The sequence below is a fragment of the Polynucleobacter sp. es-MAR-4 genome, assembly GCF_018882055.1.
In the GTDB taxonomy this organism is placed as follows: Bacteria; Pseudomonadota; Gammaproteobacteria; order Burkholderiales; family Burkholderiaceae; genus Polynucleobacter.
This window is the reverse complement of record NZ_JACVPF010000002.1, coordinates 130,951-149,807: the sequence shown is the minus strand read 5'-3', so window position 1 is coordinate 149,807 and position 18,857 is coordinate 130,951. Positions and strand designations below refer to the sequence as shown.

27 protein-coding genes and 1 tRNA gene are annotated in these 18,857 nt (G+C 49.1%); 27 read left to right on the top strand and 1 reads right to left on the bottom strand.

Features of this window, described 5'->3' with window-relative positions:
• The first annotated feature begins 28 nt into the window (after nucleotides 1-28).
• The 21 genes from serS (at nucleotide 29) to ICN16_RS06750 (ending at nucleotide 13,457) form a co-directional block, all read left to right on the top strand.
• Entirely contained in the window at nucleotides 29-1,339 is a 1,311-nt protein-coding gene (gene serS / locus ICN16_RS06850) for a serine--tRNA ligase (RefSeq protein WP_216135984.1), read from the top strand.
• A 32-nt stretch (nucleotides 1,340-1,371) separates the two neighbouring features.
• Nucleotides 1,372-1,779, top strand: coding sequence for a hypothetical protein (locus tag ICN16_RS06845; protein ID WP_216135982.1), 408 nt, complete (start codon nucleotides 1,372-1,374; stop codon nucleotides 1,777-1,779).
• A gap of 50 nt (nucleotides 1,780-1,829) precedes the next feature.
• Nucleotides 1,830-1,919, top strand: a tRNA-Ser gene (locus tag ICN16_RS06840).
• Between the two features lie 162 nt (nucleotides 1,920-2,081).
• Entirely contained in the window at nucleotides 2,082-3,224 is a 1,143-nt protein-coding gene (locus ICN16_RS06835; protein WP_216135980.1) for a site-specific integrase, read from the top strand.
• 140 nt (nucleotides 3,225-3,364) lie between these two features.
• A complete protein-coding gene (locus ICN16_RS06830) occupies nucleotides 3,365-3,802 on the top strand; it encodes a hypothetical protein (RefSeq protein ID WP_216135978.1) in 438 nt (145 codons plus the stop codon).
• Between the two features lie 103 nt (nucleotides 3,803-3,905).
• A complete protein-coding gene (locus tag ICN16_RS06825) occupies nucleotides 3,906-4,145 on the top strand; it encodes an AlpA family transcriptional regulator (protein WP_216135976.1) in 240 nt (79 codons plus the stop codon).
• Between the two features lie 77 nt (nucleotides 4,146-4,222).
• Entirely contained in the window at nucleotides 4,223-4,654 is a 432-nt protein-coding gene (locus tag ICN16_RS06820) for a hypothetical protein (protein ID WP_216135975.1), read from the top strand.
• 436 nt (nucleotides 4,655-5,090) lie between these two features.
• Nucleotides 5,091-5,453 (top strand): hypothetical protein, encoded by a 363-nt coding sequence (locus tag ICN16_RS06815; protein ID WP_216135974.1) that lies wholly within the window; start codon nucleotides 5,091-5,093, stop codon nucleotides 5,451-5,453.
• Nucleotides 5,450-5,656 (top strand): hypothetical protein, encoded by a 207-nt coding sequence (locus tag ICN16_RS06810; RefSeq protein WP_216135972.1) that lies wholly within the window; start codon nucleotides 5,450-5,452, stop codon nucleotides 5,654-5,656. The genes ICN16_RS06815 and ICN16_RS06810 overlap by 4 nt, the downstream gene beginning before the upstream one ends.
• Before the next feature lie 2 nt (nucleotides 5,657-5,658).
• Nucleotides 5,659-6,291 carry a hypothetical protein gene (locus ICN16_RS06805; RefSeq protein ID WP_216135970.1) on the top strand — a complete coding sequence of 211 codons (633 nt, stop codon included), beginning with the start codon at nucleotides 5,659-5,661 and terminating at the stop codon, nucleotides 6,289-6,291.
• Nucleotides 6,288-8,330 carry an AAA family ATPase gene (locus ICN16_RS06800; RefSeq protein WP_216135968.1) on the top strand — a complete coding sequence of 681 codons (2,043 nt, stop codon included), beginning with the start codon at nucleotides 6,288-6,290 and terminating at the stop codon, nucleotides 8,328-8,330. The genes ICN16_RS06805 and ICN16_RS06800 overlap by 4 nt, the downstream gene beginning before the upstream one ends.
• A 486-nt stretch (nucleotides 8,331-8,816) precedes the next feature.
• Complete coding sequence (locus tag ICN16_RS06795; RefSeq protein ID WP_216135966.1) at nucleotides 8,817-9,002, top strand: hypothetical protein; 186 nt, start codon at nucleotides 8,817-8,819, stop codon at nucleotides 9,000-9,002.
• The gene (locus ICN16_RS06790; RefSeq protein ID WP_216135964.1) at nucleotides 8,999-9,367 is read left to right on the top strand and encodes a hypothetical protein; all 369 of its coding nucleotides are present in this window, start codon (nucleotides 8,999-9,001) and stop codon (nucleotides 9,365-9,367) included. Before ICN16_RS06795 ends, ICN16_RS06790 begins: the two co-directional genes overlap by 4 nt.
• Before the next feature lie 286 nt (nucleotides 9,368-9,653).
• On the top strand, nucleotides 9,654-10,112 hold the full coding sequence (locus ICN16_RS06785; protein WP_216135960.1) for a hypothetical protein: 459 nt from the start codon (nucleotides 9,654-9,656) through the stop codon (nucleotides 10,110-10,112).
• 250 nt (nucleotides 10,113-10,362) lie between these two features.
• Nucleotides 10,363-10,857 (top strand): hypothetical protein, encoded by a 495-nt coding sequence (locus ICN16_RS06780; protein ID WP_216135957.1) that lies wholly within the window; start codon nucleotides 10,363-10,365, stop codon nucleotides 10,855-10,857.
• Nucleotides 10,854-11,036 (top strand): hypothetical protein, encoded by a 183-nt coding sequence (locus ICN16_RS06775; RefSeq protein ID WP_216135955.1) that lies wholly within the window; start codon nucleotides 10,854-10,856, stop codon nucleotides 11,034-11,036. Before ICN16_RS06780 ends, ICN16_RS06775 begins: the two co-directional genes overlap by 4 nt.
• Before the next feature lie 184 nt (nucleotides 11,037-11,220).
• The gene (locus ICN16_RS06770) at nucleotides 11,221-12,051 is read left to right on the top strand and encodes a hypothetical protein (RefSeq protein ID WP_216135953.1); all 831 of its coding nucleotides are present in this window, start codon (nucleotides 11,221-11,223) and stop codon (nucleotides 12,049-12,051) included.
• Nucleotides 12,052-12,053: 2 nt separating this feature from the next.
• On the top strand, nucleotides 12,054-12,524 hold the full coding sequence (locus tag ICN16_RS06765; RefSeq protein WP_216135951.1) for a hypothetical protein: 471 nt from the start codon (nucleotides 12,054-12,056) through the stop codon (nucleotides 12,522-12,524).
• Nucleotides 12,525-12,748: 224 nt separating this feature from the next.
• Complete coding sequence (locus ICN16_RS06760) at nucleotides 12,749-13,120, top strand: hypothetical protein (RefSeq protein WP_216135949.1); 372 nt, start codon at nucleotides 12,749-12,751, stop codon at nucleotides 13,118-13,120.
• Between the two features lie 35 nt (nucleotides 13,121-13,155).
• Nucleotides 13,156-13,299, top strand: a complete 144-nt coding sequence (locus ICN16_RS06755; protein WP_216135947.1) for a hypothetical protein — start codon at nucleotides 13,156-13,158, stop codon at nucleotides 13,297-13,299.
• 8 nt (nucleotides 13,300-13,307) lie between these two features.
• Nucleotides 13,308-13,457, top strand: coding sequence for a hypothetical protein (locus ICN16_RS06750; RefSeq protein ID WP_216135944.1), 150 nt, complete (start codon nucleotides 13,308-13,310; stop codon nucleotides 13,455-13,457).
• A gap of 282 nt (nucleotides 13,458-13,739) precedes the next feature.
• Here ICN16_RS06750 and ICN16_RS06745 read toward each other — a convergent pair whose 3' ends face one another.
• Nucleotides 13,740-13,940 (bottom strand): hypothetical protein, encoded by a 201-nt coding sequence (locus ICN16_RS06745; RefSeq protein WP_216135940.1) that lies wholly within the window; start codon nucleotides 13,938-13,940, stop codon nucleotides 13,740-13,742.
• Nucleotides 13,941-14,102: 162 nt separating this feature from the next.
• Here ICN16_RS06745 and ICN16_RS06740 point away from each other — a divergent pair, with 162 nt between their 5' ends.
• The 6 genes from ICN16_RS06740 (at nucleotide 14,103) to ICN16_RS06715 (ending at nucleotide 18,850) form a co-directional block, all read left to right on the top strand.
• Nucleotides 14,103-14,366: a hypothetical protein gene (locus ICN16_RS06740; RefSeq protein WP_216135937.1), complete on the top strand. Its 264-nt coding sequence runs from the start codon at nucleotides 14,103-14,105 to the stop codon at nucleotides 14,364-14,366.
• Between the two features lie 43 nt (nucleotides 14,367-14,409).
• Nucleotides 14,410-14,784: a hypothetical protein gene (locus tag ICN16_RS06735; RefSeq protein ID WP_216135934.1), complete on the top strand. Its 375-nt coding sequence runs from the start codon at nucleotides 14,410-14,412 to the stop codon at nucleotides 14,782-14,784.
• Nucleotides 14,784-17,183, top strand: coding sequence for a restriction endonuclease (locus ICN16_RS06730; protein WP_216135931.1), 2,400 nt, complete (start codon nucleotides 14,784-14,786; stop codon nucleotides 17,181-17,183). Before ICN16_RS06735 ends, ICN16_RS06730 begins: the two co-directional genes overlap by 1 nt.
• A 94-nt stretch (nucleotides 17,184-17,277) precedes the next feature.
• Nucleotides 17,278-17,580 (top strand): hypothetical protein, encoded by a 303-nt coding sequence (locus tag ICN16_RS06725; RefSeq protein ID WP_216135929.1) that lies wholly within the window; start codon nucleotides 17,278-17,280, stop codon nucleotides 17,578-17,580.
• A gap of 3 nt (nucleotides 17,581-17,583) precedes the next feature.
• Nucleotides 17,584-17,982: a type II toxin-antitoxin system HigA family antitoxin gene (locus ICN16_RS06720; protein ID WP_216135926.1), complete on the top strand. Its 399-nt coding sequence runs from the start codon at nucleotides 17,584-17,586 to the stop codon at nucleotides 17,980-17,982.
• Nucleotides 17,983-18,490: 508 nt separating this feature from the next.
• Entirely contained in the window at nucleotides 18,491-18,850 is a 360-nt protein-coding gene (locus ICN16_RS06715; protein ID WP_216135923.1) for a hypothetical protein, read from the top strand.
• Nucleotides 18,851-18,857: the final 7 nt, after the last annotated feature.

Genomic DNA, 18,857 nt, shown 5'->3' with positions numbered 1-18,857 from the left:
CACCGCACCCTAACCAGTAGAGCATTACATGATTGATCCTCAATTACTCCGCAAAGATATCGCAGCAGTTGCTGCCCGTTTAGCTACTCGCAAATTTCAACTCGATGTTGAAAAGTTCAATGCCTTAGAGTCCGAGCGTAAATCTTTGCAAACTCGTACTGAAGAACTGCAAGCTAAACGCAATCAATTGGCTAAAGCCATTGGTATGAAAAAAGGTAAGGGCGAAGACGCCACTGCTGAGATGGCAGAAGCAACCCAGATTAACGTCGATATGGAATCGGGCGCAGCTCGCTTAGCAATTTTGCAGGCAGAGATTGCAGATTTCTTAATGGGTATTCCAAACTTGCCGGATGAAGCAGTTCCAGTAGGTAAGGATGAGACTGAAAATAAGGAAGTGAAGCGTTGGGGCGATGCTCCGGCATTTGATTTTGAGATTAAAGATCACGTTGATCTAGGTGGACCACTGGGTCTCGACTTTGAGGTGGCAGCCAAGATTAGTGGCTCACGATTTGTAGTTCTCAAGGGACCTATCGCTCGATTGCACCGAGCGCTCTCCCAGTTCATGATCGATACGCACTCCACGCATCATGGTTATCAAGAGGTGTACGCGCCTTATATGGTGAATGCCGCATCTATGCGTGGCACAGGTCAATTGCCTAAGTTTGAGGAGGACTTATTTAAGGTGCCTCGTCAAATGGGTGGTGAAGATGGATCTGGCGAAGCGAAAATTGAAAACTTTTATCTGATCCCGACAGCGGAAGTGCCTGTTACCAATTTGGTAAGAGATGAAATTGTTAATGCTGATAATTTGCCATTGAAGTTTGTGGCGCACACACCATGCTTTCGTTCAGAAGCAGGAAGTTATGGGCGCGATGTGCGTGGCATGATTCGTCAGCATCAGTTTGACAAAGTGGAGTTGGTACAAATCACGAAGCCTGAAGATTCCATGCAGGCTTTAGAGGATTTAACCGGTCATGCAGAAAAGATTTTGGAGTTGCTGGAACTGCCGTACAGAAAAGTATTACTCTGCACTGGCGATATGGGTTTTGGTAGCGCCAAGACTTATGACTTAGAGGTGTGGGTGCCATCACAAAAAGCCTATCGTGAAATTAGCTCCTGCTCCAGCATGGGTGACTTCCAAGCAAGACGCATGCAGGCAAGATTTAAAGCGGGTCAAGGTAAACCAGAATTAGTTCACACGTTAAATGGCTCTGGTCTTGCAGTAGGAAGGGCATTGGTTGCATTGCTGGAAAATAAACAGCAAGTAGACGGCAGTATTGCTATTCCTAAAGCGCTCCAGCCATACTTGGGCGGCTTAGAAGTGCTCAAACCCATTTAATCTTAGAGCAAGTGAAAAGTGGGCTCAATCAAATGAATAAGCGCTCAGTATTTTTGTTCTTGATTGGCGCAGCATTGATGTCTCAAGGTGTTTTCGCTGCTGAAAAATTCTATCGCTGCGAGGTATTAAGTGATGCTTACATTAAAACTAATGGGGAGTTAGCGGTAGTTCAAGACAGCCCTAGAGTTGGTCTGGAATTTGTGGTGATCAAGAAAACCGGGGAAGTTGTTGGAGATGTGATGGATACTCTAAAGAATCCCAAGGTGCTGGCTTCCGGAAGTGCAAGCAATTCTTATAAAGTCATTTGGACCCAAAAAGCTGAAGGTAAGAATGGCTTTTTTGTGGAATATCTCAGCATCGAAGAGTTTGTAAAGGGTAGTAAGAAGCCCTTTGGGTTCTTTTCTGGTGGACTTCTGATGACAGGTGTCTGCGAGCAATAGATTGCAGGACTCAAGTGGGGATAGCTGTTAAGTTTTATCCTGTAGTTAACGGAGAGGTGGCAGAGTGGTCGAATGTACCTGACTCGAAATCAGGCGTAGGGTCAAACCTACCGAGGGTTCGAATCCCTCCCTCTCCGCCAGAACCTATACCCGCTAGGGTTTGTAAATTTAGACTCTATACGCAGTAAGGCTCGCAGGGTCACAGGGAGACAACCACTGACATCCACACCCTACCACTGACATAAGGAATGGTAGTACGAGTGGTAGCATGACCCCCTCAAAAGTCAGGCATACTACCACTTATGAAAGTCCTGAATGTCCAACAATGTAACACCATAACCAAGTGTGGTCACACCGCCTGCGGGCAGGGCTTGTACCTGTGGGTTAGCTCAACAGGCACTCGTAGCTGGGTGTCCCGCATTACTGTGGACAGTAAGCGGGTATGGAAGGTTATTGGCGATGCCAGTCCTAACGGTATGCGCCTAGCTGAAGCCCGTGCACTGGTCGGTAAGGTGAAGACGGAGTCCAGCAGTGCGCCCACATTCAAGAAGATAGCGGAAGACTACATATCCGCTCGTGAGGAATCAAAGTATTGGTCTAACCCCAAGCATGCTCAACAGTGGCGCAACACTCTCACCGAGTACGCGTACCCAACAATCGGGCACAAGCAGCCACATGAGGTAACCCCGAGTGATGTGCTGAGCATCTTGAAGAATATCGGCAGTAAGCTAGAGACAGCGCGTAGGGTGAGGTCTCGGATAGAAAACATCCTCGATGCAGGCTTCGCTGTGTATTACCAAAATCAGGTGATAGCAAATCCAGCATCTGTCAAAGTGGTGAACCACCTGTCCCCGAACCTCGGGATTAAGCGTAGCAAGGAGCATCATGCCGCATTGGCGGTGAAGGCTGCGCCAGCCCTATACAAAGGCATAACTAGCAAGCGTCTCATCACTAGCTACAACGCACTGCGATTCATTATTCTCACCGCCTGCCGTAGTAACAATGCGCGACAGCTTACATGGTCGCAGCTCGATATGAAGAAGAAGCTATGGACAGTGCCAGCCGACCTAATGAAGGCTCGCAACGAATGGCGCTGCCCGTTGAGCGGTGAAACACTCGAGCTATTGAAAGATCAAAAGGTTCTAAACAAGCACCTAGAGACCGACATCGTATTCCCGAACTCCGAGGGTGGCGCGTTATCTGATGTCGCCATCAGTAAGTCTCTGCACAGAGTAAAGGGTGGTGAGGATGTAACTGTTCACGGTATGCGTAGTTGCTTCAGGGATTGGAGTGCAAGTGCGGGTTATAGCTTTGAGGTGGCAGAGTCACAACTAGCGCACTCTCTAGGTACAAAGACTGTAACCGCGTATCTCCGTTCAGACTTCCTAGCTGAGCGTAAGCCGATGATGACTGCGTGGGCTGAATACCTGAGGGGAGCTAAGTAATGGCTATAGATAAATCAAAGCCATTCGATGAGAGGCTACTGGAACACCTAGTATCGAAGTCGGATTCAGGAGATAGGGTTCTGTCCTCAGGTAAGAATAAGGCTAAGCAGCGCAAAGTCTTGAAGGCAGACATCGAGCTAATGAGAGCCAGTTCCGCAAGACTGAAGATTGCACTAGAACAGGCTGAGAAGGAGAAGGGCGCGAGGCTAACGGAGTCAGAGAAATTCAAGCTGGCACAGTCGCTGCATCCAGAGCCCAAGAAGGAAACTTTGCACGGAGTTGAGGTCTCTGTTGATGCCACCCCGTTCGGAACTGTGAAGGTCGTTACCGCAACTACTCAAGACCCTAAGCTGCTCGATGCAGTACTCGATTTATCAGATGCCAAGGACAAACTGGCGCGTGGTGGTAGCCGTAAGTCCAAGATTCCTCAAGAGCATATAGACCTTGCCCGTTCGATTGCTGCTTTCGAGAAGGATAGGCAGGTTCACGGCTACCGTAAGCGCGCAATCAGCAGGCTCAAAAAGGAACACGGGATAGATGCTGGAACAGAATCTAACCTTGAAAAGTACTACCTCTGAGAGGAGAACTAGATACATTAGTCACTAGCGTATCTATATGGATTTCTAATATCGCTTAGGGGTCCCAAACTGCAGTCATTGAAACAACTACCAATGACTAGCAATGACACATCAACGACAAAGTAGCACAGTACGCGACCCTAAGGTTCTGAATGAACTCTCAGATGACGCGCCTATCTCTATAGACGAGGTCGCGCTCTACATCGGTAAGAGTACACGGAGCGTGCACCGCTACATCAACAAGTCGCTACTACCTAGACCGATCAAGTGTACTGGTACATCCCTTGCCATCTTTTACGCAGGTGATATCCGTAGAGCCGTCGCTGGATGGCGTAATCAATAAACAGAATTCTTATACGAGCATCCCGATCGTAGGAATAAACCGCGCTGTTACGGGGCGCGATAACAAAGGAGAAGTAAATGAGTAAGAAGTCAAAGAAAGTAGTTAAGCATGAAGACACAGAACTAACGCAGGAGGGGTTTAAAACCGCGTGTAGAGTAGTAGAAAAGATTGAGGCAGCCAATAATAGGTATCAGGCTAGCAGAGCGGTAGCAGGTTGGGTTACAGAAATGCTTGAGGACTACTACCCACCAATACTGAATTCCACATATGCGGAATCTGTAGCGCGAAGCATGTGGCTAGCGCGTACAACACCACCCCCTAAAAAGTGGGAAGACAAGCTAATAGAGTCGGGCGCGACACCGGAGCACCTATGGGGAGAAACAGAATACGGAAGTAGATTACCCAGCGCTGACCTAATGCAAATCCTAAATGACTTCGGGGACGAGTACCTTGCGTTGATGGATAACTTCTTCAATCGTATTGATGCATTGGAGGCTTGCGAAGCCTAGCAATCCAAAGGAAGTAGTCGCATCTTAGCTGTGAATGCCAGCTATAAAGCTAAGCCGTTTTATGGCTCTGTAGCTGGCAATTTACAAACGAGAAATTCGGCTGGAAGCCAATGGGTATATGCGCCTAAAGAATATAGCGAATCTGCCGTAGAGAAAAATGGCAGGCAAAATTCGCTTCAACCGAGTTACTGGTTGCGGATTTTTACGAACGATATTAGAAAGGTATTACATGATTAACCACACGCAGACTCGCCCAGCGCGGTCGCTCTCTATTAGCTAATAGCCAAGTCCCCATTATGAAATTTAAGAACCACATTCAGTGGATGGCAGAACTCAGCCCTACGAACCGTAACAGTGTTGGCAATGAAAAAGCCACTGGTTACGGACAGTGGCTTTTGGGGTCTTGCTTACGAACAACATTAACAAAGGAGTCGTTATGAATAACGAACACAGCAAGATGACTAAGGCAAAGCCCGTAATCAAGATTGCTAAGCGAATTTTACCCCCATCTGCTACGGAAGCAAAGTCAGCTACACCAACCAGCACAGCCAAGATGGGATTCTTTGCACCTATAGCGAACCTAATCGGTAAGCGTGTAGTAGCTCAACGCAAGACTGGGGCAATGTACATTGGAATCCTTGAGGATTTGTGTAATGTCAACGGCTTCATCCGATTCTCAGATTGCACGATTCACGGGACTCGTGAGACGCACTTTGTCGGCGACGCGTATGTGTTCTTTCAGCGTGGTACAGCGGAGTTTGCGCACTTCCACCTTGTAACCGAAGTGGTGGCTGAATGAACGCGCCTAAGAAGCCACATCCCAGCCAGCAGAGCATGCCTCTCTCTGGCGATCAAGGTTTGCCAATGGTAATGCCTATCTTGCGCAAGAAGACGGTATTTGACCCTCAGCGCGTATGTGCGTATATGGCAGCCGTGCTAACTGGTGAGCTGGTTATGGCAGATGAGCAACCACCTGCGGTTCTTCAAGGGAGAAAGAAATGAGAATGACACCTTCTAATCCGTCAATAGTTCAAGCCTTGAACCGACCAACCCAGCATGAGATGCAATGGGCTGAAGCGATTGTGGCTCAGCACGGAGTAGAGCCATCCTCACTGACCAATTCAAGTGAGCACGAGGCGGGGCATATTGTTTGTGCTGCAGCAATGGGCTTCCACTTTAAGGCAGGCTACCTAGCGCGTGATAAGCATGGTATGTGGGGTGGGTACTCTGAGGTTATGCCCAGTGGAATATTTGGCGACGAGATTAATTCGCTTGAAGAGCCTATCCGCGCATTCTTCATCGGGATTCACACAATCTCTGGTTGGGCTGGGGAAATGTTCAAGCACAGTGCACACCCTGCTTCATCGCTAGATGAACGCATCGTAGTGAATCGAATTTGTGCGGGAATTGCAAAGGCTCAAGGAGTAGACGCTGAAGTAGTAATGGGCGCGATGCTCGGGGCTGCTACCTACCTAATCGCTACGAATGCCGTTTTGTTCGATACCACCGCGTGCACTTTGAAGCTCAATAAGCGACTGATGCGTAGTGAGTTTGAACGCTATTGCTCACGGAACTTGAAGCAGGTTTCGATGGTGAGTCTTCTGCCGGAGTGGTTGCACAAGGAGGAGGCGGTATGAGTAAAACACAAGCAGTAGCCGAACGCTACATAACCAAGAATAAATGGACGCTGATGCCATGCAAGCCTGATGATGGTAAAAAAGAGACAGGTAAGAAGCCTATCTCGCGCAATGGTGGTTGGTGGAAGACTACTGACCCCAGTGACTTCAAAGACAACATGAATATTGGTGTGTTGTTGGGTAAGGAAAGCGATGGTCTAAAAGACATCGACCTCGACTGTAATGAGGCTCGGATTATCGCTGGGTATGTGCTACCCCCAACCAATCTAATCTCTGGGCGCGAATACGGTGGTGAACTGTTGCCGTCACATTTCTATTACCGAACCGAGGAGGAAGCGGGCACAGTAAAGTTTGTGGGCGATGCTGGAATGATGCTAGAACTACGCGGGGATGGTAGCTACACAATCCTACCGCCTTCTGTAGTGCGTAAGGATGACGATATTGGTCAGGTTCAATGGCTTAAGGAAGGCGAGCCGACCTTTATCAAGCATGAAGAACTACTAGCCCGATGCAAGTTGATTGCAGTAGGTGTGGACTTTGCTCAGCAGGTTCAAAAGGGTGCGTTCCATGTCGGAATGCTTGCACTAGCAGGTGGCTTAGCCCATACAAATGTAGAACTGAATATTGCGGAAGCATTATTCACGGGTATCTGCAAGGCATCGGGGCAGAACGACATCGCAGACCGTATTAAGAGTCTTCACGACACCTACAAGAATCATGCTGAGGGTAAAAATGTTAAGGGTCTGCCGAGCCTTGAGGAGTGCTCTATCAAGATGCACCGAATGGCGGGGTGGTTGGGTAGCAAGACTGTCGTTGAGAGTGTTAATTGGACTTTCCCTGAGCCTGTAACCAGCATCACTGAATTACGGAACATGAAGTCCACACCCCGTGAATTGGTTGCGGGGTATCTATGGGCTGACTTTTCAGTTTTAGGTGGTACAGGTGGTACAGGTAAGACAACAATCGCGATGCTTGAGGCGATTAACTATGCATTGGGTCGTCCAATTTGGGGGCGCGAGGTAATGTCCGATGGTAAGGTCTTATTCGTAACCAAAGAAGATACGCGTGAGCAGATTTATGCGCGACTTCTTAAGTTATGTGAAGCAATGCAACTGAGTGATGAAGAAATCCTCAAGGTAACCAGTAAGGTCTTTGTCTCCGATGTCACACTTGAGAATCTACGATTAACCCAAGTCACAGGCGAACTTGTTGCACCTACAGAGTTTGCCAAGGTAATCGCTAGGGAGTGTAAGGGTCAAGGTGTAGACCTAATCATCTTTGACCCAATGGTTTCCTTCGGTATTGGTGAAAGCAGGGTGAACGATGCTGAGCAAGGGTTAGTAGAGGCAGCGCGACTGATTTTCCGAACTGTGGATTGCTGCGTTCGCTACATACACCACGTCAATAAAGCATCAGGTAGCGAGAAAAATGTAAGCCAATTTTCACTGCGTGGGGGCGCGTCTCTTGCAGACGGTGCTCGTATGGTTGCTGTTATGGCGAGGTATCGATACGGCATTGAAGATAAGGACTGGCTTAACAAGACCTCAAGAGGTCTACTCCCTGACGAGGTGGGTATTCATGTCAGCTTCCCAAAGAATACATATGGGGAAGATATTCCTGATCTACACCTAGTGCGTAAAGGTTGGGTTTTTGAAGAGCTTGCCGCACCGACGCATGAATCCAAAACACAAGCCGTCAAGAATGCGTCTGATGAACTGCTAATCAGGGATGTCAAGGCGGTACTGAGTTACCTACACAACAGTAAGCAACCTATGACCAAGAACGAGTTAAAGGATCACCACGGGCTGATAGGTATGGCTAAGAATCGCGTAACGACCTGTCTTTCTTATTGCATTAGGGAAGAGCTGCTCACTGAAGAGGGGGTGGTGGTTAAGAACAACAAGTCTTATGCCGCTACAGGTCTCAGCGCAGCAGGGTTGCTACTACTAGCCCCGTATGAAGCGGGTAATCAATTAGCAGTAAATGACCAAAAAGAGGCTAATTCCGTTCGGTTTACCCCTCCAGAGAGCCGTTTATGAGCAATAACTGGTTCAGTGGTTTGCACTGGTTGGGAAGTGGTTGGGAAGTGGTTTGGTCTGAGCTGAAAACTGGAAACACCAACCAACCAACTTCAGTGGTTTGGTGGTTGTTTTTCCTTAAGGCAAACCACTGACCATCAAACCACTCAACTTGTGACTGAAGAAGCATAAGGAAACACCTCAGTGGTTTGCCAGTGGTTGGGCAAACAAAAACGAATTCAAGCACTCCCACATCCACCGATGTGTGGGTCAGTGCAATCCAAATATCGGTAAACAGGAGAAGTAGAAATGAAGAAGCAACCAATACCACTGTCAGCGTTGAAGCCACTGACCAATGCCGTGTGGGCAGATGGGGATTACCACCTTGGTAAGTTCGCTCAGGCGATTGAAGCACACAGAGACGCGGATACACGATACGGGTTCACCTGTAGGTATAACCTCGATAACCCGTATGACCCATCGCTCTCACCGAGTGAGTTCGCGGAGATGCTAAAGGACAGAGTTGTACATGAGGTGTTCCACGACGGAGAGGGCTGGGTTAATCAGCACTATATCCACTCGCTTGAGCAGTTCTATGCGGTAGTAACGCGAGAGTGGAATATGCACCTCTCCCGTACACAAGCATTGATTGGTACGCCAGCGGGAACGATTCTATTTAGGAGTCCTAAATGAAGAACATTAATTCCGCGGAGGAATTGTTTGGTCTTTACCTCAGCAACCAACACATCCTAGATTGTGGTTCTGTAGCCGATGATCAAGGTGGTAAGTGCTTTGCGGTTTGGGGTGTAGGTGCAGACCCATCCGTAGCAAAGCTCACATTCGAGCATGGTAGGGCAGTGGTTTGTCTCAATAAGTCGCGCTACTGGTTTGACCTAAAAGACCTGTACACACACTACAGAAGCGAGCACAACTGGATTACTCACCTAACGGCTAGGACTTGGATTACCCCAGAGATGCTCGTCTTTATCAATGCTCTATACGAGATGTTCCCCGACACAAAGCGTCAAGGGTTCTATCCAAAGGAGAAAGTCTCATGACCACCGCCCACACCTGCGCCACCTGCACCTACTACGCGCCCTCAGACGACCCTGTAGGCTGGACAGACTGTCACTGCGTGGCAAGCCCTACCGTGAACCCGCGCCCAACTGAGTCCTGTGTTCACTGGGTGGACATTGCGCAAGATTCCTTAAACCACCTGAAGACTACCGAAGATGGTTCAGCTTACCCGTTCGGGTGCACAAACCAAGATAACCACATCAACAGGGTTAACGGGCTGGCTCAAACACCACTCGCAGGGGATGTATTAAGTGCTCAGGGGGGTTCATGTTTACCGTAAGCAGTATTCACGCGGACACAGGTATGAGGTCGTTCGAGGTTGAGGGTGACCCACCAGCTGAGTTCCCTGAGTACATCGTGGATAAGTGGGGACTCTCACGCAGGGATATAAATCCCAACGACTTCTACCTACTACACGCGGGTAAGACCCTTCGCGTGGTTGGTGGTGAGGTCAGGGATGCAGGGTTACTCACACCAACAAACATCTGGCTGACTCCTGGAACCAGAAAGGGTAGCAGTCCACGCAACCAGTGCCCCACCTGCAAGCGAGTATTCATTAGTGAGACGGGGTACGACAAGCATCGTACTGGTGAGTATGGAGCCACTACTAATCCGCGTAGGTGTCTTACCGCCAGTGAGATGCAAGGTAAGGGCATGGTGCTGCGTGTTGATGGCGCATGGATAACCAAGGCCAGCACATGGCATACAGGAGGCGACGATGCGTAAGCCATTGCCCCCACATGCCCCTATCAATTTCAAAGGAGTCTAACGATGCATGACCACCACACCACCACCCACCCCCACACCCTATGCCAGTTAGGTAGGCGGGGGGGCAGGCTAGAAGGTATTGGGAGCAAGGTTTGCCGACAGTGGGTTAGTCCGAGCAAGTGCTCCCCACAGATTCTCTAACCGACACCACCAGTAATAGCAATCCGTACCAACGATTCGCAACACCATCAATTAAGGAGCAATCAGCATGACAACTAGCAAGACCAAAGCAACAAAGTCCGCAACCACAGCGACAAGACCTGCAAAGCGTGACACAACAGCAGGGCAGGTAGCACTCCACGCTAACGCGAGTCTAGAGGTGCAACCGAACACAAAGCTATCCCCAGCGGAGCTAATCCACTTCCGCAATATTGCTCAGGCACGGGAAGCGATATCCATACGCAGGTTCGATATCTCACTAATGGAGAACCTCGCGAAGTTAATGGTTCAAAACGATATAGCCACTGCAGCCCTAGCTAAGGATGGCTTAACCACCATAAACCAACGCGGTACAACAGTCGTCTCCGCACTACTGAATGCAACCGTACAACTCAATAGCTCGATTCAAGCTTTATCCCGTACTCTTGGGTTATCCACTACACAGCACCAAGCTTCCTCAATAGACGCGAAGATGCGGAATGTAGAGGCGAACTCTGTACGCGAGCTAAAGAACAACGCGGACGATGAAGGACTACTAGCATGATTCGCATTGAAGATATGGATGCGGAACAAGTAGACAACTACATCGCGTATCTGAAGACCAGCGTACATCCGCAGCAGTCCATCGAACTCGTAGCGCTAATGCAGATTCGTATGGGTATGCAAGAGTTAGAAGTAGACACCGTAGCGGAGCTGCTATCCCGTATACCGAAGGCGCACTAAACACCCGCGCACGCGAAGTACTGTCGAAGACACAGCTACAACGCGCTAACCCCGTTAGGTGGGGGTAGAAAAGACTTTCGGTAATGCTATTTATCAAAAACAATTTACTTATTCATGCTGTGCATGAATACGAAAAACAAGCTCAGTATGGGCGCACCAGTATCGGTGTAGATAAGGAAACAGAATGATTACATTGCAACATAGCGGAGTAACAGCATCCCTGTCACTCTCAGTATTACGAAGTACACGAGACAAGACACGCACAGGCTTTCGTCTTTTCGATAAAAGACTTGCCAACCTAGTGGAGTCAATGAAGGGTAGAACCTTCAAGGGCGCAGTCCTAGGAACTCCAGTACTCCCACTAACGGAGCGTCTTGAGAATCTATTGAACCTTGAGAAGGCGATGATTGAGGAGTTCAAATCCTACTCAGGCAAACTCACAGATGCAGCAGCATTCCTACAGGGTCAAAAGAGCGTACCGCCCGTAGGTTTAGCATTCGAAGCGCACCTCCTAACTATCAAGACCAGTGGTAGTGCAGGGCAGGTGTCCGCACTCGTAGACCTCCTACAGCGTACCGCCTCTACCGTATTGATCGAGGCTGCCACAGCCGAGAAGCGCAACATAAAGAGCAAGAGTGCTCTCGGTGTATGCAAGCAGAAGGCAAGGGCTGAAAGAGAGCGGATTGCTGTTGATGTCTACAAGAAGCAGTTAGACAACAGCCTCAAATCTACAGAGCGCAACCTTCGCGAATTACACATCGACTTCCACCGCGATTCTGTTCTGCGGATGAACGATGCAATCACTAAGGGTAACTTCGATAGAGATGCCGAGCTGCGTAAATTCGAGATACATACCCAGCCGATTTTGGAAGCCGAAGTACAGAGCAAGCTGGGTACCGCCAAGCTAAAGAATCTGCTCGACTACAGAGCGTTCCAAGCAGCTAGCACTATCGAAGCTGACCTCCTGCGCGAGGTCAAGGCGACCCATATCCAAACATATAAGCAGAAGGTTTAAACATGAACCAAGAACAACATTTATCCGACACATTAGAGTCGCTGAAGAATTACAGCACGCCATCTGTCTCAGCTAGGGAGCTAGACCGCGTCTTACGCGAAGCTGATGCAATAACAGTAGGCAAGATTAAGGCTCTCATCGCCAATGTAGCCGTTGGTGTACTGCAAAAAGCAGATGCCAGTGACCGCAGTCTAAAGAGCGATATTGCTACGATAGAAAGCGTCGCTAAGAACCTAGCGGGTGATACAAACCTCCTGCGTAAAGAGCTTGAGTCCCTAAAAGAGACTATGCCTACTGAGAGCTACAACAAGCTTTCATCCTTAGTGGCGAAGTCGGAAGAGAGTGACAGGGAGCGCACCCGTTTCAGCATGGAGATCATCGATAGCCAACTTTCTCAGATGCTCACAGGTAAGAGCTATGTATCCGTAGGAGTGGGTGGTCGTACAGTATTAGAGAGCGTGGTGGAGGGATGATTCCGTCTTTACTTTGCCACGAACTCGGACACTCTGTGTGGTCTCTACTCAATACAGATGAGTATGGCTCTATCCGTAAGACAGAAACAGGTGGTCTCTACACCTGCGAGTCCTACGCGGAGTGGACTGACGACCAGCGTGCGCATAGTGCAATAACAGCTTTATGTGCAGGCTTCTTCCGTGAGGTTTTTGAAATCATGCGTCTGAAGCAGACTCCCGTAGAGGTGTTCAACTCGTTCGTAGAGCGTAAAGATATCCCGAAGGATGTGCGCTACGGTCTCTGCTCCAGACACGCGAGTGCTGAAGACCTAAATGCTCTCAAGCGATACGACCTTGAGGAATTGCAGGAGTCGGCAAACATGGGCTATCTCATCGGCATGATTCTCTGTGAGAACGAGGAGTTCCTACTAAAGGCATCCGCGTCCATTGCTGGTGATAACCATCTACTACTCAATAGGCAGGACGCGCAGAACCTACTTCAGGGCATCGTCCCCCCTATCCGTGTTGGCAATGCAGAGATTTGGCAATCTACAGGGCAAGTACTACCGACCAGCCAAGCCCGTCAACTGTCCGACCTAATAGAGAAAGCAATCTAATGCAACAACGAATTCAAGTACTTGAATGTCATCCCGTGAACGCATTACACGAGAGTGTATTGATACCGCTCCCGTATATCAACGCGGTTGAAATCGGCGAGCAGACAGTGAAATTACATGCAGCGGGTGAACAGTTCCTATGTTCCCGTAGTGATTGGGATGCAGCCACCATTCAATAGGAGAGCGTATGAAGCCGAATACCCCATCGCCTGAAGTGCTACAGAAGCGCGCCGAATTCAATGCAGGCATCACGCAGCGGATGAACCATCTTTATCTCCGCGCCAAGCTAACAACAGGCACCCAGAAGCAGCGTAAGACATTTAATCCGTCTATCTAAAGAGAGTCTATTTATGTCACGAGGAACCTATAACCGACCCAGCCCCCTAGACGATATAGATGATGTTTCCATAGACGCGATGATTTCTCAAGTTGGACCTATGGAACCTATAGCGATCGCTCGTTTTGTAGGACTCTCCTCAGGAAGAATTCAGCAAATTCTCAATGATGCACAGGGTAAGGCTATGAGAACTTTAGCTCGTAGGGGATTTACTTCCGTAAACATAGATGATCTGTTCTCGGATGGTCGAATGGATGTTTCATATTGGCGAAACAGATAAATTCAGTGTACCCCGTCCGTCTCTACAGCAAAGTCAATGATATTACCGCGATAGAGGTTGCGGGTGAGGTTGTTATAGGCTCTACGCGAGATATCAATCAACTTACCACCGCGCTGAATAAGTGTGGCGTACCCACCAACCCGATTCCCGTTCAGACCACACCAGAAAATTGATGCCCCCACATCAATTTTCAGTGCCCCCATTCAATAACCATTCACAAGTGGGTGGGAATGCTGATACGAGCTTAGGTCTCTCGTAGAACACGCGGACAGTAGGGAAATATTCACCCCCACACGGAAGAGATGAGGCTTAATTTTTCTCATTCCCATCTTGAATGGGTTGTTACGAAAAACGAAGGAACTTACATGAATAACTTATTCAACCATATGTCTACTCACAACGCTCGTCGTGTGTTCACTGCACAATTCTACGAATCTGAAATCGCGTTCATCGATTCCTGCACTGGGTCGGCTGAACCCGAGGACATCGCTCACTACCTCACCGAAATGAACTGCTACCTAGGGTGGGTTCATGAGGGGTACGACTTCATAGCTGAATCCGCTGAACTTGCTACCCCTGAAGCTCAGGCAGAACTGAACGCCAACGCTCCTGTTCGCCTCCGCGCTTAATACCCTGCGCCCCTACGGGGGCTACTAATTCAAGGAATAAAAGATGAATACAACACCGAAGTTAATCGGAGAACCACTATACCTCTACCATGAGGATGGTAATGATTACCAATATAGCTGGGTCAACCCAGCAGCCATACATCCAAGCAACCCCGTACTCCGTCTTGAAGCACAAGATAAATCAGGTTGCATATGTATTGCGTACTTATCCGTCAAAAACCCACGCGCAATCCAGCATATGTCCCCTACAGATACGGATGATTTTGTTGGTACCGTATGCGATGAACTCTTTAGCTTCTTTGCAGATGCTGATGGTTGGGTAGAAGACATCATGTACCGCCTAGCTGACGCGTACAACGACAACAGTCTCTACTACCTGTTCAACATTGAGGAAACCTTACCATTGGAGACTGTGTAATGAACACATTACCTGTTGTTAAACACCTGCTAGATACCAAAGGTGATATCCGTACTACTATTGCCGAGCAACCTACAGCTACTGAGAAGGGTGCTGTACTTGCACACCTAGTGGCTGCACTGTTCAGCAATCAGCACGAGTCTGCGATGTATGTAGACGGAGCGGGTGATGGGGGTGTGGATGTTGTGGTTGAGCATGTATCGTCCAACACTCGTACTGCGATACAGGTGAAGGCATACTCCGCGCCCCTGACCCCTGACGACCTACACCTCATCGTAGCTAAGGTAGACGCGCAGGGTCATAAGCAGCACAATACAGACCGCCTAATCGTAGTAGCGTTAAACGGCTACAACAAGACTGTAGAAAGTCAGCGTGGTGTATGGACTTCGCTAGGACAGGAGATAACCCTACTAGATGGGGATCAACTGCAGACCATGTTGAATCTACACGATGCCGTACAGCGTTCAGTAATCGACCTCAAGCCACATAACAGGGCGGTGGTTATGCAGGCTCTCCCATATCTGAGGGACGGCAAGAGCGTGTTAATCACTCAGGCTACAGGTGTGGGTAAGCGGTATGTAACAGCAGCTCTAGTGGAGCACCTCAAGGGTTCGGATTACACAATCGTGGGTGCTGTACTCGCGCCTACGCAGGTAGTGTTAGATCAGCATGAATCTCTTATCAATACCACTGCGACTGGATTGAACTACATATCTTACGCAGGTGTAGCGTCTAAGAATAAGAGGGGCGAACTACCCGCCAACCTATCCGTAATTGTGGAAGACGAGACGCATCGTAGTCTCGCCACTGGGTGGTCTGAGGGTGTGGCAGCCCTGCGTAAGACTAACCCCAAGGCTGTAGTAATCGGTACAACCGCGACGGAGGTACGCATGGACTCCCGTAGCGCGGTGAACAACTACGATGTTCACATCCGTGGCTTGAACCTAGCCGATGCTATTACCTCTGGAATCCTACCCGAGCCTACTTACATACTCGGCGCATCGGAACTTGCTCCTGCACTAGCAGAGAACCTAGCGGAGGTAGATGAGACTGCGTTCCCTGAGGCGCAGCAGCAGCGTATTCGTGAGGCTCGTGAGTTCTACTCAGAGAACCCATACGGAGACTTGCTATCTGCTATGGAGAAAATAGTGGAGGGTCGTAAGGGTACAACCTGCCACCTGTTCACAGAGAGTATTGCTCAGGCGCATGAGATTCACAATTACCTAGCCAACAGTACTATCGGCAAGAACCTGAACATGGTGAGGACGCATAGCTATGCTGACGACGCTACTAATATTGGCTTGGTGACGCCTGCTGAAGCTGTAGAGCGTATCAACAAGGCTAAGAACTACCGTAACAGAGTAACAGTGTGTATCTCCGTAGGTATGTTCAACGAGGGATTACATACCGACACCCCTGCACCGACCGTGGTTATGTACCGCCCGACTAGTAGCCATATTATTGCGCTACAGCAGATGGGTCGCGCCCTAGATTCAGGTAAGGCTACACACCCTCCGTTGATAGTAGACCTAGTAGGTAATATGGCAGCGGGTAAGGTATTCGACCTACGGGGCGCGGTTGAGGCTTCAGCACGGAGCAAGGAAGACACCTACGCTAAGTTGGGCTTAGGTAAGCGAGTATGGAAGAGCAAGTCGCGCCCCGTAGTACACACCGAGACTCTCACAGGATTAGAGGTGGCTCAACGCGCTAGCGAGGCTACCGAGTTACACAATGTGTGGGCGCAGGTGCTAGAGATAGCGAAGTATCGTGAGGTGAATGGTAGGTTGCCTTTGACTAGTGATGGGGGTAACGGAACACTAGCAGCGCAACTCGACGACGCGAAGTATCGTATCCGTGAGGCTTACTACCGCGGAGATAGAAAGCTTCCTCGTTACATCAAGGATACGCTAGAGTCCATCCCCGACATGCTTGAGTATCTGAATAAGCCGAAGGTTAACAACCATGCTCACATCAGCTACTCAGACAGATGCAACCTCATCAACCAGTTCGCTATAGAGAATGGTAGGCAGCTGGATAGAGAAGAATCAATCGATAGCTGGAATGCTGGTCGGTGGGTTGACGAACAGCGCAAGGGGTACAAAGCAGGCACACTATCTCAAGAACAGATTGCTCTATGCGAATCTGTGTCAGGTTGGTACTGGGCAGCAGACCCTAATAAGGTTATGTCATCCACCAAGGTCACCTGCTCATGCTGTAGTCAAGTGATGAATCTTCAGTCTTATCTTGGTCACACTACCAACCAGCGGAAGGAGGGCATCCCAGCCGTAGCCTCTAAGCTACCAATGAACCAACAGCCAGACCTGCTCGACTACTACGAGAGTATCGCTGTGAAGAAGGGTTTCTACAGTCAGTGGAAAGAGGAGAATTGTCATGGGTAACAGGGGGGTGATTCTTCAAGACCACGACAGAGCCACTGGAATCTACCTTCATCACAATGGCAGCTTACCCTCCGTTCTAGCAGCCCTAAGGTGCATGAAGCGATACAAGGTTCGGGCAGATGACTACGGGTTAGCTCGCCTAGTACAGTGCTACGCTAATTTTCTAGGTGGAACTTTGTCTATAGGTGTCGGGAGTATAGACACACTAGATTGCGACAACGGCGACAACGGTCTCTACATAATCCGTGATTGGGTAATCATTGAACGGCAGCTCATTGAGCCTGAGAATGAGCACATTGACCCTGAGTATGAGGAAGAGGTATTCAGGGCAATGTGTTCGGTCAATGACAAGGTATTTGGATACGATTGTGAGAATCGGCTTACACAAGGAGTATGACAGATGGGTACATTAAATATTAAGTCAGGTGAAAAAGCACTAGCTCTCGCTAGGGATCTTGGCTTCGCTCCTATTACCTCAAAGCGTCAGCTATATGAGTATTCAGACCTACTCGCGGAGATATACGACCTGCCGAGTACTCCAGAAAATAAGAGGTGGAGAGACTGCGTGGCTAACCGCATTGAGGAATACGAGGCACACCAGCCTCTACCCAGTTACAAAAAGTCAGACGCGCTTAAGTATCTGATGCGGGACAGAGGGTTGAAACAGGTAGACCTTGCAGATTGCATTGCCCAGCCTAACCTTTCAGCCTTTCTCCGTGGTGAGCGCGAGTTATCTAAGGCATCGGCTAGGAAGCTCTCAAAGCGTCTCAAAATACCTCTCTCGGTATTAATCGGATGAAGCCCATACGCGTCTATTCGAAGAGAATCAATCCAACCACAAGGGTCAGGGACTAATACGACTTACAAGAGTTACCCTTGTAACTGTAGCTTGTGACAATCTTATTCACCACTGTGAATGTAGTAGAGCAGGTGTTGGTATACCCAACTCCCTGAGACCCCCCGACGCTACGAGTGTAAGCCTTGCCACCAATGTAGGTGGTTGAGACAGTGGGGGGTACTCCAGGGATATACCCACTCTCTGTCTGCGTATAAGTTAGGTAGCGTATCCCTTCGTTCTCGTACATTGAAGTCGGTATGCCCCATGCTGCTACGAGTGCTGTTTCGGGCTTGCCAATGTTCGTACTGAGTATCTTCTCGTAGTTCTCAGTGGTGGCGCAGGCGGTCAATAGGGTGGCGAGTAGGAGTAGTAGCTTCCTCACGGGAGTCTCCGTAGTAGGGTAGATACGGTAATTCTAGCCCATCGGTAGCGGTATCATTATGGAATCTATACTCAATACAGAATCCGAATGCATAAGCTTCTAATCTCACTATTTCTATCTACTCTAGCGATGGGCGCGTATGCTCAGGATGCTCGTATTGCCCAGCTTGAGAAGGATGTACAAGACCTCAAGGAGAGGGTAGCTCGATTAGAGTCTCCCGCAGCGCCTACGCAACCCACCTCCAAGCAACCCGTCTCAGCAGATGGCTGGAAGTCTCTAACTAACTGGAGAGCATTGCGTAAGGACATGACACCTGCTGATGTGCGTAGTTTACTGGGTGAACCTGTTAGGCTAGACGGGGGTAGCTTTGCCAATTGGTACTACTCTAATAGAGGTGTCGTAACCTTCTATGAGGATAAGGTCTACATGTGGCAAGAGCCTCGCTAATCTATCA

Excerpts from the sequence above, each read along its gene's own strand:
- serS (WP_216135984.1), top strand. The coding sequence starts at position 29 with ATGATTGATCCTCAATTACTCCGCAAAGATATCGCAGCAGTTGCTGCC.
- ICN16_RS06845 (WP_216135982.1), top strand. The coding sequence starts at position 1,372 with ATGAATAAGCGCTCAGTATTTTTGTTCTTGATTGGCGCAGCATTGATG.
- ICN16_RS06835 (WP_216135980.1), top strand. The coding sequence starts at position 2,082 with ATGAAAGTCCTGAATGTCCAACAATGTAACACCATAACCAAGTGTGGT.
- ICN16_RS06830 (WP_216135978.1), top strand. The coding sequence starts at position 3,365 with ATGAGAGCCAGTTCCGCAAGACTGAAGATTGCACTAGAACAGGCTGAG.
- ICN16_RS06825 (WP_216135976.1), top strand. The coding sequence starts at position 3,906 with ATGACACATCAACGACAAAGTAGCACAGTACGCGACCCTAAGGTTCTG.
- ICN16_RS06820 (WP_216135975.1), top strand. The coding sequence starts at position 4,223 with ATGAGTAAGAAGTCAAAGAAAGTAGTTAAGCATGAAGACACAGAACTA.
- ICN16_RS06815 (WP_216135974.1), top strand. The coding sequence starts at position 5,091 with ATGAATAACGAACACAGCAAGATGACTAAGGCAAAGCCCGTAATCAAG.
- ICN16_RS06810 (WP_216135972.1), top strand. The coding sequence starts at position 5,450 with ATGAACGCGCCTAAGAAGCCACATCCCAGCCAGCAGAGCATGCCTCTC.
- ICN16_RS06805 (WP_216135970.1), top strand. The coding sequence starts at position 5,659 with ATGACACCTTCTAATCCGTCAATAGTTCAAGCCTTGAACCGACCAACC.
- ICN16_RS06800 (WP_216135968.1), top strand. The coding sequence starts at position 6,288 with ATGAGTAAAACACAAGCAGTAGCCGAACGCTACATAACCAAGAATAAA.
- ICN16_RS06795 (WP_216135966.1), top strand. The coding sequence starts at position 8,817 with ATGCTAAAGGACAGAGTTGTACATGAGGTGTTCCACGACGGAGAGGGC.
- ICN16_RS06790 (WP_216135964.1), top strand. The coding sequence starts at position 8,999 with ATGAAGAACATTAATTCCGCGGAGGAATTGTTTGGTCTTTACCTCAGC.
- ICN16_RS06785 (WP_216135960.1), top strand. The coding sequence starts at position 9,654 with ATGTTTACCGTAAGCAGTATTCACGCGGACACAGGTATGAGGTCGTTC.
- ICN16_RS06780 (WP_216135957.1), top strand. The coding sequence starts at position 10,363 with ATGACAACTAGCAAGACCAAAGCAACAAAGTCCGCAACCACAGCGACA.
- ICN16_RS06775 (WP_216135955.1), top strand. The coding sequence starts at position 10,854 with ATGATTCGCATTGAAGATATGGATGCGGAACAAGTAGACAACTACATC.
- ICN16_RS06770 (WP_216135953.1), top strand. The coding sequence starts at position 11,221 with ATGATTACATTGCAACATAGCGGAGTAACAGCATCCCTGTCACTCTCA.
- ICN16_RS06765 (WP_216135951.1), top strand. The coding sequence starts at position 12,054 with ATGAACCAAGAACAACATTTATCCGACACATTAGAGTCGCTGAAGAAT.
- ICN16_RS06750 (WP_216135944.1), top strand. The coding sequence starts at position 13,308 with ATGAAGCCGAATACCCCATCGCCTGAAGTGCTACAGAAGCGCGCCGAA.
- ICN16_RS06745 (WP_216135940.1), bottom strand. The coding sequence starts at position 13,940 with ATGGGGGCACTGAAAATTGATGTGGGGGCATCAATTTTCTGGTGTGGT.
- ICN16_RS06740 (WP_216135937.1), top strand. The coding sequence starts at position 14,103 with ATGAATAACTTATTCAACCATATGTCTACTCACAACGCTCGTCGTGTG.
- ICN16_RS06735 (WP_216135934.1), top strand. The coding sequence starts at position 14,410 with ATGAATACAACACCGAAGTTAATCGGAGAACCACTATACCTCTACCAT.
- ICN16_RS06730 (WP_216135931.1), top strand. The coding sequence starts at position 14,784 with ATGAACACATTACCTGTTGTTAAACACCTGCTAGATACCAAAGGTGAT.
- ICN16_RS06725 (WP_216135929.1), top strand. The coding sequence starts at position 17,278 with ATGAAGCGATACAAGGTTCGGGCAGATGACTACGGGTTAGCTCGCCTA.
- ICN16_RS06720 (WP_216135926.1), top strand. The coding sequence starts at position 17,584 with ATGGGTACATTAAATATTAAGTCAGGTGAAAAAGCACTAGCTCTCGCT.
- ICN16_RS06715 (WP_216135923.1), top strand. The coding sequence starts at position 18,491 with ATGCATAAGCTTCTAATCTCACTATTTCTATCTACTCTAGCGATGGGC.